This is a genomic window from Streptomyces sp. NPDC048484 (assembly GCF_040651415.1).
GTDB lineage: Bacteria > Actinomycetota > Actinomycetes > Streptomycetales > Streptomycetaceae > Streptomyces.
The window spans coordinates 33,677-50,535 of the sequence record NZ_JBEZJY010000037.1 but is presented as its reverse complement, the minus strand read 5'-3'; the positions used below and the strand labels follow the sequence as shown (position 1 = coordinate 50,535).

Below are 16,859 nucleotides of genomic sequence, written 5' to 3'. Positions count from 1 at the left end.
ACCGGGTGCGGGCCCTTCGGCCCCCTGTGTCATCCGTCGCCGCACTGTTCGATGAGGGTGTGTGAAGCAACTCGGCGAGAGAGGGTGAGCGCTGTGGGTACAACCCCGGCCCTGACCCCGAGCTGACCGGGCGGGTCCGCCGTCAGTTCACGGAGTACGGCCTGTCCGCCTACTGATCGCGGCACCACTCCCGGTACGCGGCCAGAGCGGTCGGCAGGGTGGGGAAGATCCGCTCGGTGCCGACGGACTCCGTCAGGCCGTACACCTTCAGGTCGTGCCAGAGGTCCTGCTTCACCCGGGCGAGGGCGAAGACAACGTCCTGGTCGGCCAGTTCGCGGCGCAGGGCGTCGACGGCGTCCAGAGCGGTGATGTCGACCTCGACGTTCGCCTCGGTGTTGAGGACGAACCAGCGGACCGGGTCGGTCTGTTCGTCGACGGCGGCCAGGGCCCTGCGGTGGAAGTTCTCCGCGTTGGCGAAGAACAGCGGGGAGTCGTAGCGGTAGACCAGCAGGCCGGGGATCGTCCGGGCTTCGGGGTAGTCGTCCACGTCATGCATGCCCGCCACCCCGGGCACCACCCCCTGGACCGCGTCGTGCGGGCGGGCCACGCGGGTCAGCAGCTCCGCGACGGACAGGCCGACGGCGACCAGCACGCCGTACAGGATGCCCAGGACCAGCACGCCGACCAGGCAGCCGAGCGCCAGCAGCAGCTCCCGGCGGCGGAAGCCCGCCAGCCGCCGGAAGCCCGCCAGGTCGATCATGCGGACGGCCGCATACACGACGAGCACCCCGAGGACCGCCGAGGGCATCCGGGTCAGCAGGGGGCTGAGGAACAGCAGGACGGCGAGGACCACCACGCCGGCGATCAGCGAGTAGGCCTGGCTGCGGGCGCCCGCCGAGGAGGCGAGCGCGGTGCGGCTGGCGCTGCTGCTCACCGGGAAGCCGTGCAGCGCGCTCGCGCCGAGGTTGGCCGCGCCCAGGGCCAGCAGCTCCTGGTTCGCGTCGAGTTGCCGGCCGTCCTCGGCACGGCCCTGGAAGGCCCGCGCGGTGAGGATGACGTCGGTGTAGCCGACCAGGAGGACGCCGAGGGCGGGCAGCAGCAGGTGCGGCAGCTCGGTCAGGTCCGGCACGGCGAAGCCCGGCAGGCCCGCCGGGACCTCGCCGATCACCGTGATGCCGTACCGGTCGTCGAGGTCGAGACCGGCCACGGCGGCCGTGCCCAGCACCACGGCCAGCAGGGGGCCGGGCAGAGCGGGGAGGAACCGCGCCACCGTGAGCAGAAAAGCGAGCAGAGCGGCGCCGAACACCACCGTTGCCGTATGGACCCCCGACAGGTGTCGTACGAAGGACCACAGTTGCGGGAAGAAGGCCGAGGCCGTCGTCCGTACGCCGGTGAGTTTGGGCAGCTGGCCCACGATCATGATCAGCGCCACGCCCGCGAGATAGCCGATCAGCACCGGCCGGGAGAGCAGGTCGGCGACGAAGCCCAGCCGCACCGCCCACGCCACCACGCACAGCAGGCCCACCGCGGCTGCCAGGGCGGCTGCCAGCATGACGTACCGGCCGGGGTCCCCGGCGGCGAGCGGACCCACCACGGTCGCCGTCATCAACGCGGTGGTCGACTCGGGGCCCACCGACAACAGGCGCGAGGAACCGAGCACGGCGTAGAGCGCGAGCGCGGGCAGGATCGCCCACAGCCCTGCCACCGGCGGCAGTCCCGCCACACCGGCGTACGCCATGACCTGCGGCACGAGATACGCGGCCACGGTCATGCCGGCCAGCAGGTCGCCCTTCAGCCATGAGAGCCGGTAGTGGAGAAGCGGGCCGAGTCCTGGCGTCAGACGGCCGAACAGTGCGCCCGGCCGGGGCATGAGGCGGCGCCACCCTGGAACGTGCCCGCCCGAGCTCTGGGACATGAGCCGCCTTTCACCGCGTCCCTCAGGATGCACCGCGTGATCCCGTAATGCACCAGCCGCCCCGACAGACCCTCCGCAAAGGGCCGTTCGGCCCTCCGTCGGCGGACCTTCGGCACCCGGCGTGACCAGCTCCGCACGACAAGAGTGAGGGACGTCAGACACCGACCCGATCGTTTCCGAAGGGATCACCACCATGGCCGTACACGAGCACCCGCACCGGAGCCCGGGGTTCCACCTGCCGTCGCTGCGCAGGAGCCGGACCTCCTCCGCGTCCGCCGTGTCGGCCGGCACCGACTCGCACACCGCGCAGGCCTACGCCCTCGCCTCCCTGCGTCTGCTCACCGGGTTCGTCTTCCTGTGGGCCTACCTCGACAAGGCCTTCGGGTTCGGTTATGCCACCTCGTCCGGCAAGGGCTGGATCGACGGCGGCTCGCCGACCCAGGGCTTCCTCGGCGGTGTGGCGGCCGGGCCGATGGAGTCCACTTTCCACTCCTGGGCCGGTGCCACCTGGGCCGACTGGCTGTTCATGGCAGGACTGCTCGGCGTAGGCCTCGCCCTTGTCGGCGGCTTCGCGCTGCGGCTCGCGGCCGTCGCCGGCACCGCGATGATGGCGCTGATGTGGATCGCCGAGTGGCCGCCCGCCCGGCACCTGTCCGACGGTTCGCCGACCATGTCGCCGAATCCTCTCGTCGACTACCACCTGATCTACGCGGTCGTCCTGATCGCCCTCGCGCTGGCCTCCGCCGGCAACACCCTGGGCGTCGGAAAGCTCTGGGCCGCGCTGCCGTTCGTCCGCACCAACAGCTGGCTCCGCTGACCGCGCGAAGACGCGGCGGGACCCGTCCGGTGTCCGCCGCGCCGGCCGGAACACAGGGCCGTTCGGCCCATACCGAGTACCAGTGGCCCCTGCACGGGGAGCCCGTCCGGCACAACGCTGGAACCAGTTACCCCGACAGCAGGAGGTGGAGACCATGCCCCGCACCGTCACTGTGGGTCTCGACGGTTCGTCCGAGAGCCGGGCGGCCGCGGAATGGGCGGCCCGCGAGGCCGAGCTGCGCGGACTGCCGCTGCAACTGGTGTACGTCCGCGAGCCCGTACCGGAGCCCACGGCGCGGGCACCGCTCCCCGGTCCCGGGACGCGACAGCCCCGGAGCGGGCTAGGCAGGACGCAGGCGCCCCCGGCCGAAGGCTGGGGGAGGATCCCGCACGAGTCCGCCGAGGGCCTCCGGCTGCGGCGCTCCGGCGTCGAGGTCACCGCCGAGCAGCTCTCCGGACGGCCGGGTGATGTGCTCACCGGCCTGGCGAAGGACGCCGAGCTGCTCGTCCTGGGATCCCGTGGCCTCAGCGGGCTCGGCGGGTTCCTGGTGGGCTCGGTGGGCTCGGTGGGCCAGGCCGTAGTGGCGCACGCCGCACAGCCCGTCGTTCTGGTCCGTGCCGGGGAACAGGCCGCCGACGAGCACGTGATGGATCCGGCGGGCATTCCGTCCGCCGCGGCCCCGTACCGGCCCGTGGTCCTCGGTCTGGACATCGACACCCCGGACGACTCGGTCATCGAGTTCGCTTTCGACGCCGCCATCCGCCGTGCCACCCAGCTGTGGGTCGTCCACGGCTGGAATCCGCCGCCCTACTACGCGTACGGTCTCTCCGCCGACGTCGAACTCCACACCGAGCTGGCACGCCAGGAGTCCACCGCCCTCACCGAGGCCCTGCGCCCGTGGCGGCAGAAGTTCCCCGCCGTCGGGGTCGTCGAGGAGCCCCGGTACGGATCGGCTGCCATTCACCTGGTCGACGCCTCCCGCGAGGCCTCCCTGGTCGTCGTCGGCCGCCGAATCCGCCGCGGTCCGCTCGGCTCCCACACCGGCCCCGTCACCCAGGCCGTACTGCATCACGCCACTGCCCCAGTCGCCGTTGTCGCACACGGCTGACCTGCCCGGAGGAGGAGGGAAACCATGAAGGCAGCAGTTGTACGAGCCTTCGGCGAGCCGGTCGTCCACGAGACACGGCCGCCCGCGAGCGTCAATGAGTCCGTCGAAGACGTACTGCGCGGCGAGATCAGAGCGCGGATCGTCCTCGACATGGTTGCGGGAAGGTGATGGCGATGGAACTCCCCCTGGTTGTGGGCGTCGACGGTTCCGAGTCGAGTCTGCGCGCCGTGGACTGGGCGGCCGACGAGGCCGCCCTGCGCGGGCTGCCGCTGCGGCTGGTGCACGCCTCGCTGTGGGAGCAGTACGAGAGTGCCACGGGTGTGGGCAGGTCCGCGGAACAGATGCTGGCCGACACCATCGTCGAGGCCGCCGCGGAGCGTGCACACCGCCGTGACGTGGACGTGAAGATCTCCACCGAGGTAGTGCCCGAAGAGCCCGTGCCCGTGCTGCTGCGCGAGGGCCGTACCGCCTTCGCCCTGGTCCTGGGATCGCGCGGCCGCGGCGGCATCGCCGAGCTGCTGCTCGGCTCGGTCAGCCTCGCGGTCGCCGCCCGCGCCGACTGTCCGGTGATCGTGCTGCGTGGCAGCCACGACAACCGGGCGAGGTCCGCGATGCGCGGGCGCGTCGTGCTGGGGGTCGGCGAGGAGCCGGAGAACTCGGCGGCCGTGCGCTTCGCCTTCGAGGAGGCGGCGCAACGCCGGGTGCCCCTGGAGGCCGTACGCGCCTGGCGGTGCCCCGGGTACCAGACCACCGACCACCCTCTGATGGCCGGCGAACCCGCCCGGCTGCACGAGGAGCGGGCCGTGCGGATCCTGGACACGGCGCTGCGGGATGCCCCGGAAGGTGTGGAACTGCGCCGGCGTACCGTCGAAGGCCCCGCCCGCAAGGTGCTGCTCGATGCCTCGGAAGACGCCGACCTGCTCGTCGTCGGCGCCCAGCGGCGCCACGGTCACCTCGGGCTCCAGATAGGCAGGGTCGCCCACGCGGTCCTGCACCACTCCGCCTGCCCCGTGGCCGTCGTACCCCAGCGGGCATGACCGGCCCGGAGCGCCACCGTGTGTCGCGCGACCGGCGGGGTCCGGTTCCGAGACGCGCTTGAGCGTGAGGCTCTTCCACCACCACGAGCGGGCGCCCTCGGTTCGCACCCTTTCCCGGAGCCCGGCTCGCCCCGATGACTTACGGAGTCACCATGCCCAAGGCCGAACACCGGAACTACACCGTACTGAGCGACGAAGAACTGCGCACTCTGGACGCCCACTGGCGGGCCGCGAACTACCTGGCCGTCGGCCAGATCTACCTGCTGGCCAACCCGCTCCTCACCGAGCCGCTCACCCCCGCCCACATCAAGCCGCGGCTGCTCGGCCACTGGGGCACCTCCCCGGGCCTCAACCTCGTGCACACCCACCTCAACCGGGTGATCAAGGCGCGTGGCCTGGACGCGCTCTGTGTCTGGGGTCCCGGACACGGAGGGCCCGCCGTACTCGCCAACTCCTGGCTGGAGGGCAGCTACAGCGAGACCTACCCGGACGTCTCACGGGACGCGGCCGGCATGGACCGGCTCTTCCGGCAGTTCTCCTTCCCCGGCGGAGTACCCAGCCATGTCGCCCCGGAGACGCCCGGCTCGATCCACGAGGGAGGCGAGCTGGGCTACTCGCTCGCACACGCCTACGGCGCCGCCTTCGACAACCCGGACCTGCTGGTCGCCTGCGTCATCGGCGACGGCGAGGCGGAGACCGGCCCGCTGGCCGCCTCCTGGCACTCCAACAAGTTCCTCGACCCGGTCCACGACGGCGCGGTCCTGCCGATCCTGCACCTCAACGGCTACAAGATCGCCAACCCGACCGTGCTGTCCCGCCTTCCGGAGTCCGAACTCGACGAACTGCTGCGCGGATACGGCCACGAACCGATCCACGTCACCAGCGACGACCCGCACCAGGTCCACCGCGCCATGGCCGACGCCTTCGACCAGGCACTGGACCGCATCGCCCTGATGCAGAGCACGGCCCGCGAGGACGACGTGACCGAGCGCGTGCACTGGCCCATGATCGTGCTGCGCACCCCGAAGGGCTGGACGGGGCCCGGTGAGGTCGACGGCGTCCCGGTCGAGGGCACGTGGCGCGCCCACCAGGTCCCGCTGTCCGGTGTCCGCGACAACCCGGACCACCTGCGGCAGCTGGAGACCTGGCTGCGCTCCTACCGCCCCGAGGAACTCTTCGACGCCGACGGGAGGCCCGCGGCCGACGTCCTCGCCTGTATCCCCGAAGGGGCCCGACGCCTGGGTGCCACCCCGCATGCCAACGGCGGCCTGCTCGTACGCGACCTGCCGATGCCGTCCCTCGACCGCTTCGCCGTCCCCGTCGACAAGCCGGGCACCACCTCGCACGAGCCCACCCGGGTCCTAGGCGACCTTCTCGAACAGGTCATGAGGGCCACGTCAAAACGGCGCGACTTCCGCCTTGTGGGCCCGGACGAGACCGCCTCCAACCGGCTGGGAGCCGTCCTCAACGCCAGCGGCAAGGCCTGGCAGGCCCAGATCCTCCAGGTGGACGAGCATCTGGACCGGCACGGCCGGGTCATGGAGGTCCTCTCCGAACACCTCTGCCAGGGCTGGCTGGAGGGCTACCTCCTCACCGGTCGGCACGGACTGTTCTCCTGCTACGAGGCGTTCGTCCACATCGTCGACTCGATGGTCAACCAGCACATCAAGTGGCTGAAGACGTCGAGGGAGTTGCCGTGGCGGGCGCCGATCGCCTCCCTCAACTACCTGCTGACCTCGCACGTCTGGCGCCAGGACCACAACGGCTTCTCGCACCAGGACCCGGGCTTCGTCGACCACGTCCTCAACAAGAGCCCGGAGGTCGTCCGGGTCTATCTGCCGCCGGACGCCAACACGCTGCTGTCCGTGGCGGACCACGTCCTGCGCAGCCGCGACTACGTGAACGTGATCGTCGCCGGGAAGCAGCCCTGCTTCGACTGGCTGTCCATGGACCAGGCCCGCGCCCACTGCGCCCGCGGTGCCGGGATCTGGGACTGGGCGGGCACCTCGAACGGCGACCGGGATCCGGACGTGGTGCTGGCCTGCGCCGGCGACGTGCCCACCCTGGAGGTCCTGGCCGCCGCGCAGCTGCTCAGGGAGCACCTGCCGGAACTCGCCGTCCGGGTGGTCAACGTCGTGGACATGACCCGGCTGCTGCCGCGCAAGGAACACCCGCACGGAATGGGCGACTTCGAGTACGACGGCCTGTTCACCGCGGACAAGCCGGTGATCTTCGCCTACCACGGCTACCCCTGGCTGATCCACCGCCTTGCCTACCGCCGCACCGGCCACGCCCATCTGCACGTCCGGGGCTACAAGGAGATGGGCACCACGACCACTCCGTTCGACATGGTCGTCCGCAACGACATGGACCGGTACCGGCTCGTCATGGACGTCATCGACCGGGTCCCCGGCCTGGCGGTGCACGCGGCGGCCGTACGCCAGCAGATGGCTGACGCCCGCACCCGCCACCACGCCTGGATCCGCGAGCACGGCACCGACCTGCCCGAGGTCGAGGACTGGACCTGGACCGGATGAAAGCCCCTGACCGGCAAAGGAGTCCAACGCGCGGACCTCGCGGGCGGCGCCCGTGCCGGTCGGGATGATGCTCAGTGCCGCGGACACAGGCGAACGGCAATCCGGCCAAGGTCTTCGGCTGGTACGACAACGAGTGGGGCTGCACCAACCGGCTCCCGGACCTCACGGCGCTGGCAGCCGACGACTGGGGACGCCGACCCGTAGGACGGCGTCTCCGCGCCCCAGGGCCCAGGCCCGCACCCTCGATGTCCGCCGGGTGCGGGCCTGGGCCCGCTGCGCGTGTGAGACCGGGTCCCAGGGCCGACCGGCCCCCAACGCACCCCCGGGCAGCCCATGGGATCACTGCCCTGTCCGCTGGATGCTCGGAGGGCCACAAGGCTTTGAAGGAGACCCGCGATGACGGATGACACGTTCGACCGACCCACGGTCCATGCCCTGCTCTCGGACGGCACCACCGTATGCGTCCGTCCGGTCACAGCGGCCGATCACGAACATCTGCAGAGGCTCTACGAGCAGATGTCCGCGGAAAATCTGCGGCTGCGGTTCTTCGCGGCGAGCCGGGGTTCCGCCGTCATGGCCGCCGACCGGGCCTGTGCCCCGCCGCGTCCCGGCTACCGGGCGCTGATGGCGGAGTCGAAGGACCAGGTGATCGGTCTGGCCGAGTACGAGGTCGGCGACGACGCGGCCTCGGCCGAGATGTCCGTCACCGTCGCCGACGGGCTGCACCACCACGGCGTCGGAACGCTCCTCGTCGAGCACCTGGTCTCCGCAGCCCGTGCGGACGGCATCACCACGTTCACAGCGGACGCGCTCTCGGAGAACCACGAAGTGCTTCGACTCTTCGCCGACCTGGGCCTGCGCACCGCACGCCGTTTCGCCGGCCCCGAGGTGCGCTGCTCCATCGCTCTGGCAGAGGACGACACCTACCTGTCGGCCGTCGAGGCCCGCGGCCGGGCCGCCGACGTGGCCAGTCTGGAACTGCTGCTGCGGCCGAACGCGATCGCTGTGGTCGGCGCCGGGCGCAGGCCCGGATCGGTGGGGCGGGCCCTCCTGCACCATCTGCACGAGGGCGGCTTCACCCGGCGGCTCTTCGCGGTCAACCCCAATGCCACCTCGATCCTCGGCGTGCCGTCCTACCCGTCGGTGAGCGCGCTGCCCAAGGTCCCGGATCTCGCGGTCCTCGCCATACCGGCCGCTGCCCTCGCCGCCACCGCGCAGGAGTGCGGCAAGGCCGGCGTACGCGCGCTGCTCGTCGTGTCGGCCGGGCTCGACAGCGACCAGGCACAAGCTCTGCTGGCGGAGTGCCGCACGTACGGCATGCGGCTCGTCGGCCCCAACTGCTTCGGCATCACCAACACCGACCCGGCACTCTCCCTCGACGCCACCTTCGCAGCGGATCATCCGCGCCCCGGCACGGCGGGCGTAGCCGTCCAGTCCGGCGGCGTCGGCATCGCCCTGCTCGACGGGCTGTCCCGTCTGGGCATCGGCGTGTCGTCCTTCGCGTCGCTCGGCGACAAGTACGACGTCAGCGGCAACGACATGCTCCAGTGGTGGGAGAGCGACGGCCGCACCGAACTCGCCCTGCTGCACCTGGAGTCCTTCGGCAACCCGCGGGCCTTCTCCCGTACCGCCCGGCGCGTGACCCGCCGTATGCCGGTGCTCACGGTCGACGCCGGCCGCACCGACGCCGGCCGCCGCGCCGCGGCCTCGCACACCGCGGCCGCCGCCACCCCGACCATGACCCGGCAGGCCCTGTTCACCCAGGCGGGCGTCACCGCCACCCGGTCCGTGGGCGAACTGCTCGAAACCGCCGCCCTGTTGCACTCCCAGCCGCTCCCGACAGGCAGCCGCGTGGCCGTCGTCACCAACGCGGGCGGGGCAGGCGTCCTGACCGCGGACGCCTGCGCGGAAGCCGGGCTGTCACTCCCGCCGCTCACGCCCTCGGTGATCGAGAGTCTGCACGCCGTACTGCCCGACGGTTCCACCGTCAAAAACCCTGTCGACGCCACCGCCGCCGTCACGGAGGAGCAACTCCGGGACTGCGTGGACCGGATCATTCGGCAACCGGGTATCGACGCCGTCCTGCTCGCCCTCGTTCCCACGGCCGTCGCCGCCGCGACCGGCGACAACCTCGTGCGGGCCCTCACCAGCGGCCCCGCACACCGTGCCCGTCCGGTCGCCGTCGTACGCCTGGAGCAGGACCTGCCGGTCAGGCTGCTGACGACGCGGGACGGCGGCACCATACCGTCGTACGCCGAACCGGGCGCGGCGGCACGGGCGTTGGCACACGCCTCCCGCCGAGCTGCCTGGCTGAACCGTCCCGCCGGCAGCGTCCCGGAGCTCCGCCACGTCGACATGGCCCGGGCCCGCGCGGTCGCCGATACCTACCTCGCGGCCCACCCGGACGGCGGCTGGCTCGACCCGCACACCTGCGCCGAACTCCTCACCTGCTACGGCATTCCCCAGCTCCCGTGGTCCTGGGCACAGACGGAGGACGACGCCGTCATCGCAGCCGAGCGGCTGCGCGGCCCTGACGGCCGGGTGGTCATGAAGGCACACTGGCCCGGCCAGCTGCACAAGGCCGAACAGCACGCCGTGCACCTCGATCTCGAAGGGGACGCCCAAGTGCGAGCCGCCTTCCGGGACTTCGAGACCCGGTTCGCCGGCCTGATGACCGGGGTGGTCGTCCAGCCGCTGGCCGCGCGTGGCACCGAACTGCTCGCGGGAGTCGTGCAGGACGAAGTCTTCGGCCCGCTCGTGCTGTTCGGACTCGGCGGCACCGCGACCGAGGTCCTGGCCGACCACGCCGCCCGCCTCGCCCCGCTGACCGACCTCGACGTGCACGACCTGATCACCGCCCCGCGCTGCGCACCGCTCCTGTTCGGGGCACACGGCAGCGGGCCTGTCGACCTGGAAGGCCTCGAACAGCTGCTCCTGCGCCTGTCCCGGATGGCGAGCGATCTGCCGCAGCTCGCCGAAGCCGACTTCAACCCCGTCCTCGCGACGCCTGACGCGGTCACCGTGCTCGACGCACGAGTCCGCCTGCTGCCGCGCAGAGTTCAGGACCCCTATCTGCGCCGACTGCGCTGAGGAGAAACAGACATGAGGCACGACAAGGTCGGATCCGTAATGGCGACGGAGGTCGTTCGGACACCGGACGGCACCCCGTTCAAGGAAGTGGCACGAATCCTCGCCGAGCACCGCATCAGCGGACTGCCCGTGGTCGACGAGGACGGGAAGGTCCTCGGAGTCGTCTCCGAGACCGACCTCGTGGTCCGGCAGGCGCAGACACCCGGCCCGGGCGGGCCGAAACGCCGCTTCCGGCTGACCGGGCGGAGCCGCCGCACTCGCAAGCAGGCCGCGAAGGCACACGCCCGTACCGCCGGGCAGCTGATGTCCGTGCCGCCCGTCACGGTGCACGCCGACGACACCATCGCCGAGGCCGCCCGGATCATGGCACGGGACCATGTGGAGCGGCTGCCGGTGGTGGACGAAGGGGACCGGCTCGTCGGCATCGTTACCCGCCGCGACCTGATCCAGGTCTTCCTGCAGCCCGACCACGAGATCCGCCGCGAGGTGATCGACGAGGCGCTGGTCCGCAAGCTCACGTACCGGCTGAACGACTCGCATCTGAGGCCGACCGAGCCTGCCCTGCACGGCGCCACCGGGGAATGACGGGGGATGACCGCGAAAGCCTTGAGAGGAGGCACACCGTCATGCTGAGAAAAGTGCTGGTTGCCTACGGAACGACGAACGGTTCGACCGCGCGGATCGCCGAGACCGTCGCCGAAGTCCTGCGCACGGAGGAAGTGTCGGCCGAGGCAGTTCCTGCCCGGTCCGTGCAGCGGGCCATGGCCCGGCTCGATGCCAGGGAACACGTCACGTTCGGGGGCTGTCTCGAAGGAACGGTTCGTGCGGCCGAGATACCAATCTGCCTTCGGCCCGATTGATTGCGCTGGCGAGGCCCCCCGGACAGTACGGTGAAGGCAGGGGAACTGGTTCGAGTCGCCTTGTCTGCTGTGTCGGTCGGAGGAAGTCATGAGCGGGGATGGACGCGACGGTTCCGAGGAGCATGCGCCCAAGTTGCGGCTCGACGAACTGCTGGGCGAGCTGCAGGTGCGCATCGAGGCGGTGCGGGGTACCCGGGACCGCCTGCACAACCTGCTGGAGGCCGTGCTGTCGGTCGGGCGGGAGCTCGACCTGCCGCAGGTGCTGCGCAGCATCGTCGAGGCCGCGGTGGTGCTGGTGGACGCCGAGTACGGGGCACTGGGCGTGATCGGCGGTGACCAGAAGCTGTCCGAGTTCCTGACCGTCGGTATCGGCGATGAAGAGCGGGCGGAGATCGGGGCGCTGCCCAGCGGGCACGGGCTCCTCGGCGAGCTGATCCGGCACCCGGTGCCACTGCGGCTGCCGGAACTGTCGGAGCATCCGGCGTCGTACGGCTTCCCGGCCAACCATCCGCCGATGCACTCCTTCCTCGGTGTACCGATCCGGGTGCGCGACGAGGTGTTCGGAAACCTCTACCTCACCGAGAAGCGCAGCGCCAGGGAGTTCGACGCGGAGGACGAGTCCGTCCTGTCGACGCTGGCGGTGGCCGCCGGGGTGGCCATCGAGAACGCCCGGCTGTACGAGGAGACCAGGCTGCGCGAACGCTGGCAGGGGGCCAGCGGCAAGGTCACCAGCATGCTCCTGACCGGTGCGCCGAGCGCGGACGTGCTGGAACTGATCGTCGACGAGGCCCGGAAGATCGTCTCCGCAGACATGGGGCTGATCGCGGAGCATGTACCGGGCGAGGAGACACTGCGGCCGGCCCTGGCGGTCGGCCTGGGCAGGGAGAAGCGCAGGGGGCTGGTGTTGTCCGCGCGGGACGGTTTCGTCGGAGCGGCACTCGGTTCGGCGAAGCCGGTGGTCAGCGCCGACATCGAGCACGATGCGCGCACGGGCGAGGGCGAAGTCCAGTGGGCCGGGCTCGGACCCGTGGTCGCGGTGCCGCTCGGCGCAGGCGGAAAGGCGCGGGGCGTGCTGCTGCTCGGGCGCGTGCAGGCCGGTACTCCGTTCGGAGACGCCGACACCGGGCCGTTGCTCGGGTTCGCCGACCAGGCGGCGCTGGCCCTGGAGCTGGCCGAACGGCGGCGGGACGCGGATCAGATCACCCTGCTCCAGGACCGGGACCGCATCGCCCGCGACCTCCATGACCTCGCCATCCAGCGGCTCTTCGCGGCCGGCATGACCCTGCAGAGCACCCAGCGCTTCATGGACCACCCCGAGGGCATGGAGCGGCTGACACGGACCGTGGACGACCTCGACGACACCATCAAGATCATTCGTTCCACGATCTTCGGACTGCGCACCCACGGCGGGGGCGGGCGGGAGAACGACGGCTTGCGCGGCCGCGTGTCCGACGCGGTGAGGGCCTCGGACACGTCACTCGGGTTCCTGCCCGCGCTGCGCATCGAGGGGCTCGTCGAGACCGATGTCCCCGGCGACATCGCCGACCACGCGGTCGCGGTGCTCGGCGAGGCGCTCAGCAACGCGGCCCGGCACTCCGGAGCACGTGCGGTGGACGTCCGGCTTCAGTGCGCCGGCGGCGAACTGACGCTCACAGTGACGGACGACGGCTGCGGGGTGCCGGGTCACGTCGGGCACAGCGGGCTGAAGAACATCAAGGAGCGGGCCGCCGCCCTCGGCGGAACACTGACGCTCGGCGAACGCCCGGAGGGCGGCGGCACGCGGCTGGTGTGGCGGGTTCCCGTGAGTGCGGACGGCGCCGCCACCCAAGGCTGACCGCGGGGGCGGGCCCCGCGGCAGGCCCGGGCGGCGAGGCGGAACAGGGTGGACTCAGCGCGTCGAGTGGCCGGTGGAGTCGGGCTGTGCGAGATGGCTGGCTCGTGGGGTCCAGCATCGACTGGCCGGAAGCGACCGTGCGGACCGCCGCGACCAGATCGGAGCCCCTGATCTGCTTGAGCACATAGCCCGCCGCCCCGGCCATGATCGCGTCGAGCAGGGCTTCCTCGTCATCGAAGGACGTCAGCATCAGGCAGGCCAGCTCCGGCATCCGGCTGCGCATCAGCGCCCGTGCGGCTTCCCGAACGGGGAGGGAGAGGGACGTTCGGCCCCTGTGAAGGTACCTGTGGGCCCCTGCGGTCGGACTGGCCCGGGCAGGACATTGGGCCCAGGACGACAACGGCACGCGGCCAGATTTCGCACCGTTCGATCGCACCGGGCCGGACAGCTCGGCCTCCTTCGCCGGCCGCGCGGCCGGCGCAATACACCTATTCCACATGGAAGTTGGCAGCATGTCCCGCATCATCACCGCAGGCCTGGACGGCTCGCGCGAAAGCCTGGCCGCGGCGGACTGGGCGGCCCGTGAGTCCCTGCTCCGCGACCTGCCCTGCCGCCTCGTACACGCATGGGAACAGCAGCCCTACAAGTACCCCACCGCCTACGCACCTCCGGCCGGGCAGGAGCTGCAGCGCCACTGGGCGGAGCGCGTGCCGCGCGAGGCCGAGGAGGATCTGCGGCGCCGCTACCCCAGCTTGCGGGTCAGCGCCGACCAGGTCGACGGGCAGCCGGTCCCGGTACTACTGGCGGCCGCCGACGATTCCGAGCTGCTGGTCATCGGGTCACGGGGGCTGAGCGGCATCGGCGGCTTCCTGGTCGGCTCGGTGGCGCTCTCGGTGGTGGCCCGCGCCGCCCACCCGGTGGTCCTGGTGCGGGCCGAGGATCCGGCCGCCTCCGGCCTTCGCCCTGCGGAGCCCCCGTTCGGCGAGGTCGTGCTCGGCCTGGACCTGCGGCGACCCTCCGACGCGCTGATCGAGTTCGCCTTCGACGCCGCCGCCAGCCGCACGTCGGCGCTGCGTGTCGTGCACGGCTGGTCGACGCCGGCCTACTACGGGATGGACACCGGCTTCGGCTACACCTCGGGCGCAGCCATGTCGGACCTGGGCGGCGAACTGGCCGCGCAGAAGGCGATCGAACTGGCCGAAGCGCTGCGCCCGTGGAGGGAGAAGTTCCCCGGAGTCGAGGTGACGGAGACGTCCGTGACCGGCGGGGCCGCCCACCATCTGGTGGAGGCCGCCTCCGGCGCCGGTCTGCTGGTCATCGGCCGCCGCAGCCGCGGTTCAGCGATCGGCACGTACCTCGGCCCGGTCGCCCACGCGGTGATGCACCACGCCGCGTCCCCGGTCGCCGTCGTCCCGCACGACTGACCCGGACCGACCGGCCCACGCTTCCACCCCGCAACGGCTCGGCAGACGCTGATCCGCCGGCCGGTGATCCGCTCCGGCCCTGCCGCGCAGCGACGCCCCGAAGACCGTGCCGAGCAGCAGGAGAGGGTAGGCCACCAGCGGGCGGCGCGGCAGGAGCCGGCCAGCGGTCAGCACGAGGGCGACGGCGACACGGCGCCCAGCAGGATCGGCCCGCTCACACACGTCAGGCCGAAGCCGGGGAGGACCTGGCCGTCGTGGAGGGTGTCGCCCGGTAGAACGAAGAACTCGTCGATCCACGCGAAAACCATGGCACCGCCCCAGACGCCCGCCGTCCAGCGGCCGGGCGGCAGGCGCTTGAGGAACGGCAGTTGGCCGGGATGAGCTGACATGGCGCGAGCACAAGTGCGCCCGTGCTCCGGGTCATCGGCCCGCGGATGTACGACCAGGGGTGACAGCCGTGGTGTCCGCTTGTCAGCGGCAGGCCCACGGCCCGACCCCAGCCAAGCCCGTCACGTCACGGCACGTCACAAACGTATAGTGACGGCCATGGCATGCCGAATCAGTGAACTGGTCATCGACGCTGCGGATCCCGACCGGCTGGCCGCATTCTGGAGCGACGTCCTCGACTACGTCGAGCTCGACAGGGAAGCCGACGGAAGCATCGAGATCGGCCCGCCCGACACCGGTTTCGGCGGCCCGCAGCCCACCCTCGTCTTCAGCCCGACCAGCGACCCCCGGACGGCAAAGCTCCGGCTGCACATCGATGTCAACGCCACCGACCGCGACCAGGATGCTGAGCTGGAACGACTGCTCGCTCTGGGCGCAAGGCCGGCAGACATCGGCCAGACCGGCACCGAAAGCTGGTACGTCCTGGTCGACCCCGAGGGCAACGAGTTCTGCCTCCTGCGCACCCGGCTCAAGGCCCTGTGACAGCGGAGACCGTCGTCTCCCACCCCGAGGGCTGTCCGAGGCTATGTGCGCTGGGGCACCGTGCCTTCTCCGGCTGCCGTCGAGGCTTCACCCACGGAGGAGGCGATCGCCTCGGAAGGGGGGCCACCCCGGTCCATGAGGCCTCCCGCGAAGGCGAGCCCGAGGCCCGCCACGGCGAGAGCCGCGCCGACCAGGTTGGGTGCGGCCCAGCCCCAGCCGGCCGCGATGACCAGGCCGCCGAGCCAGGCGCCGCCGGCGTTGGCCAGGTTGAAAGCGGAGTGGTTGGAGGCCGCCGCCATGGTCGGAGCGTTCTTCGCCTTGGCCATGAGCAGCATCTGGACGGGCGTGGTGACGAGGGAACCCATCGCACCGATCAAGGTGATCGTGATCAGGGCGGGCACCGTGGAGTGGACGGTGAAGTAGAACGTCACCAGCGCCGCGGCGAGCAGGGCGAGCCCCGCGTACAGCGTCGGCCGCAGGGCGCGGTCGGTGAGCGGGCCGGCGACCAGTGTGCCGACGGTCATACCGACGCCGTAGAGCGCGAGGACCAGAGTGGTCGAGGAGCCGGAGATCCCCGTCAGATGCGTCAGCATGGGCACCAGGTAGCTGTAGACGGCGAAGAACCCGCCGAACCCGACGACGGCCGTGGCCAGGCCGATCACGACCTGCTTGTTGCCCATCGCCCGCAGCTCGTGCCGGATGCCGGACTGCTGCCCGCGTGGCTGGTGAGGAACGAAGAGAGCCAGTGACACCAGGGCGATGAGGCCGATGACGGCGACCGCCCAGTAGGCGGAGCGCCAGCCGAGTTGCTGCCCGAGAGCCGTGCTGGCGGGTACGCCGACGATGTTCGCGACGGTCAGCCCGAGGAACATCTTCGAGACGGCGCGGGCGGCCCGCTCGGGAGCGACCAGCCGGGAGGCGACGACCGCGCCCACGCCGAACAGTGCTCCGTGTGGCAGTCCCGCCAGGAAGCGTGCGGCGAAGAGCAGACCGAAGTTGGGCGCGAGTGCGGACGCGGCGTTGCCGACCACGAACAGTCCGGACAGGAGCAGCAGGAGTCGCTTGTGGGGTATGCGCGCACCGATGCCTGTCAGGACGGGGGCGCCGACAACGACCCCGAGCGCGTAGGCCGAGACGAGATTGCCGGCGCGCGGCACGGACACCCCGACCCCGTCGGCGATCTGGGGCAGCAGCCCCATGGTGGCGAACTCGGTGGTGCCGATGCCGAACGCGACGACGGCCAGGGCCAGCAGTGCCAGCGGCATGGTGCAGGAGACCTTTCAAAGACAGTGGTCCGGTAACAGAGG

The 16,859-nt window shown here is 71.4% G+C and carries 13 protein-coding genes and 2 pseudogenes; 11 read left to right on the top strand and 4 right to left on the bottom strand.

Translation table 11 applies throughout. From position 1 onward, the window contains the following. Positions 1 to 169: 169 nt before the first annotated feature. Positions 170 to 1,870, bottom strand: coding sequence for a sulfate permease (gene sulP / locus AB0D14_RS31790; protein ID WP_362786042.1), 1,701 nt, complete (start codon positions 1,868 to 1,870; stop codon positions 170 to 172). Positions 1,871 to 2,108: 238 nt separating this feature from the next. Between sulP and AB0D14_RS31785 the strand changes: the two genes are divergently transcribed. From AB0D14_RS31785 to AB0D14_RS31745, 9 genes and pseudogenes are all read left to right on the top strand, one after another. Beyond that, positions 2,109 to 2,732, top strand: coding sequence for a DoxX family protein (locus AB0D14_RS31785; protein WP_362786040.1), 624 nt, complete (start codon positions 2,109 to 2,111; stop codon positions 2,730 to 2,732). Positions 2,733 to 2,886: 154 nt separating this feature from the next. Then, positions 2,887 to 3,840, top strand: coding sequence for a universal stress protein (locus tag AB0D14_RS31780; RefSeq protein ID WP_362786039.1), 954 nt, complete (start codon positions 2,887 to 2,889; stop codon positions 3,838 to 3,840). A 60-nt stretch (positions 3,841 to 3,900) separates the two neighbouring features. Next, positions 3,901 to 4,008, top strand: a pseudogene (locus AB0D14_RS31775) (zinc-dependent alcohol dehydrogenase); the annotation flags it as partial. A gap of 5 nt (positions 4,009 to 4,013) precedes the next feature. Further along, positions 4,014 to 4,877 (top strand): universal stress protein, encoded by an 864-nt coding sequence (locus AB0D14_RS31770; protein WP_362786037.1) that lies wholly within the window; start codon positions 4,014 to 4,016, stop codon positions 4,875 to 4,877. Positions 4,878 to 5,029: 152 nt separating this feature from the next. Then, positions 5,030 to 7,414 (top strand): phosphoketolase family protein, encoded by a 2,385-nt coding sequence (locus tag AB0D14_RS31765; protein WP_362786035.1) that lies wholly within the window; start codon positions 5,030 to 5,032, stop codon positions 7,412 to 7,414. Positions 7,415 to 7,810: 396 nt separating this feature from the next. Further along, the gene (locus tag AB0D14_RS31760) at positions 7,811 to 10,504 is read left to right on the top strand and encodes a GNAT family N-acetyltransferase (RefSeq protein WP_362786033.1); all 2,694 of its coding nucleotides are present in this window, start codon (positions 7,811 to 7,813) and stop codon (positions 10,502 to 10,504) included. A 12-nt stretch (positions 10,505 to 10,516) separates the two neighbouring features. After that, positions 10,517 to 11,089, top strand: a complete 573-nt coding sequence (locus tag AB0D14_RS31755) for a CBS domain-containing protein (RefSeq protein ID WP_362786031.1) — start codon at positions 10,517 to 10,519, stop codon at positions 11,087 to 11,089. Further along, the gene (locus tag AB0D14_RS31750; protein WP_362786029.1) at positions 11,086 to 11,364 is read left to right on the top strand and encodes a hypothetical protein; all 279 of its coding nucleotides are present in this window, start codon (positions 11,086 to 11,088) and stop codon (positions 11,362 to 11,364) included. Before AB0D14_RS31755 ends, AB0D14_RS31750 begins: the two co-directional genes overlap by 4 nt. Before the next feature lie 88 nt (positions 11,365 to 11,452). Continuing rightward, the gene (locus AB0D14_RS31745) at positions 11,453 to 13,198 is read left to right on the top strand and encodes a GAF domain-containing sensor histidine kinase (protein ID WP_362786028.1); all 1,746 of its coding nucleotides are present in this window, start codon (positions 11,453 to 11,455) and stop codon (positions 13,196 to 13,198) included. A 76-nt stretch (positions 13,199 to 13,274) separates the two neighbouring features. On the opposite strand, the pseudogene AB0D14_RS31740 reads toward AB0D14_RS31745, so the two are convergent. Further along, positions 13,275 to 13,481 (bottom strand): annotated as a pseudogene (locus AB0D14_RS31740) (DNA-binding response regulator); the annotation flags it as partial. A gap of 229 nt (positions 13,482 to 13,710) precedes the next feature. Between AB0D14_RS31740 and AB0D14_RS31735 the strand changes: the two are divergent. Then, on the top strand, positions 13,711 to 14,622 hold the full coding sequence (locus tag AB0D14_RS31735; protein ID WP_362786027.1) for a universal stress protein: 912 nt from the start codon (positions 13,711 to 13,713) through the stop codon (positions 14,620 to 14,622). Positions 14,623 to 14,789: 167 nt separating this feature from the next. On the opposite strand, the gene AB0D14_RS31730 is transcribed toward AB0D14_RS31735, so the two are convergent. Then, the gene (locus tag AB0D14_RS31730; protein WP_362786025.1) at positions 14,790 to 15,011 is read right to left on the bottom strand and encodes a hypothetical protein; all 222 of its coding nucleotides are present in this window, start codon (positions 15,009 to 15,011) and stop codon (positions 14,790 to 14,792) included. 157 nt (positions 15,012 to 15,168) lie between these two features. Here AB0D14_RS31730 and AB0D14_RS31725 point away from each other — a divergent pair, with 157 nt between their 5' ends. After that, positions 15,169 to 15,552 carry a VOC family protein gene (locus AB0D14_RS31725; RefSeq protein ID WP_362786023.1) on the top strand — a complete coding sequence of 128 codons (384 nt, stop codon included), beginning with the start codon at positions 15,169 to 15,171 and terminating at the stop codon, positions 15,550 to 15,552. A gap of 41 nt (positions 15,553 to 15,593) precedes the next feature. Here the strand turns inward: AB0D14_RS31725 and AB0D14_RS31720 are convergent, their stop codons facing one another. Then, the gene (locus AB0D14_RS31720) at positions 15,594 to 16,817 is read right to left on the bottom strand and encodes an MFS transporter (RefSeq protein WP_362786021.1); all 1,224 of its coding nucleotides are present in this window, start codon (positions 16,815 to 16,817) and stop codon (positions 15,594 to 15,596) included. Positions 16,818 to 16,859: the final 42 nt, after the last annotated feature.

Excerpts from the sequence above, each read along its gene's own strand:
- AB0D14_RS31760 (WP_362786033.1), top strand. The coding sequence starts at position 7,811 with ATGACGGATGACACGTTCGACCGACCCACGGTCCATGCCCTGCTCTCG.
- AB0D14_RS31725 (WP_362786023.1), top strand. The coding sequence starts at position 15,169 with ATGGCATGCCGAATCAGTGAACTGGTCATCGACGCTGCGGATCCCGAC.
- sulP (WP_362786042.1), bottom strand. The coding sequence starts at position 1,870 with ATGCCCCGGCCGGGCGCACTGTTCGGCCGTCTGACGCCAGGACTCGGC.
- AB0D14_RS31720 (WP_362786021.1), bottom strand. The coding sequence starts at position 16,817 with ATGCCGCTGGCACTGCTGGCCCTGGCCGTCGTCGCGTTCGGCATCGGC.
- AB0D14_RS31770 (WP_362786037.1), top strand. The coding sequence starts at position 4,014 with ATGGAACTCCCCCTGGTTGTGGGCGTCGACGGTTCCGAGTCGAGTCTG.
- AB0D14_RS31730 (WP_362786025.1), bottom strand. The coding sequence starts at position 15,011 with ATGTCAGCTCATCCCGGCCAACTGCCGTTCCTCAAGCGCCTGCCGCCC.
- AB0D14_RS31755 (WP_362786031.1), top strand. The coding sequence starts at position 10,517 with ATGAGGCACGACAAGGTCGGATCCGTAATGGCGACGGAGGTCGTTCGG.
- AB0D14_RS31735 (WP_362786027.1), top strand. The coding sequence starts at position 13,711 with ATGTCCCGCATCATCACCGCAGGCCTGGACGGCTCGCGCGAAAGCCTG.
- AB0D14_RS31785 (WP_362786040.1), top strand. The coding sequence starts at position 2,109 with ATGGCCGTACACGAGCACCCGCACCGGAGCCCGGGGTTCCACCTGCCG.
- AB0D14_RS31750 (WP_362786029.1), top strand. The coding sequence starts at position 11,086 with ATGACGGGGGATGACCGCGAAAGCCTTGAGAGGAGGCACACCGTCATG.
- AB0D14_RS31780 (WP_362786039.1), top strand. The coding sequence starts at position 2,887 with ATGCCCCGCACCGTCACTGTGGGTCTCGACGGTTCGTCCGAGAGCCGG.
- AB0D14_RS31745 (WP_362786028.1), top strand. The coding sequence starts at position 11,453 with ATGAGCGGGGATGGACGCGACGGTTCCGAGGAGCATGCGCCCAAGTTG.
- AB0D14_RS31765 (WP_362786035.1), top strand. The coding sequence starts at position 5,030 with ATGCCCAAGGCCGAACACCGGAACTACACCGTACTGAGCGACGAAGAA.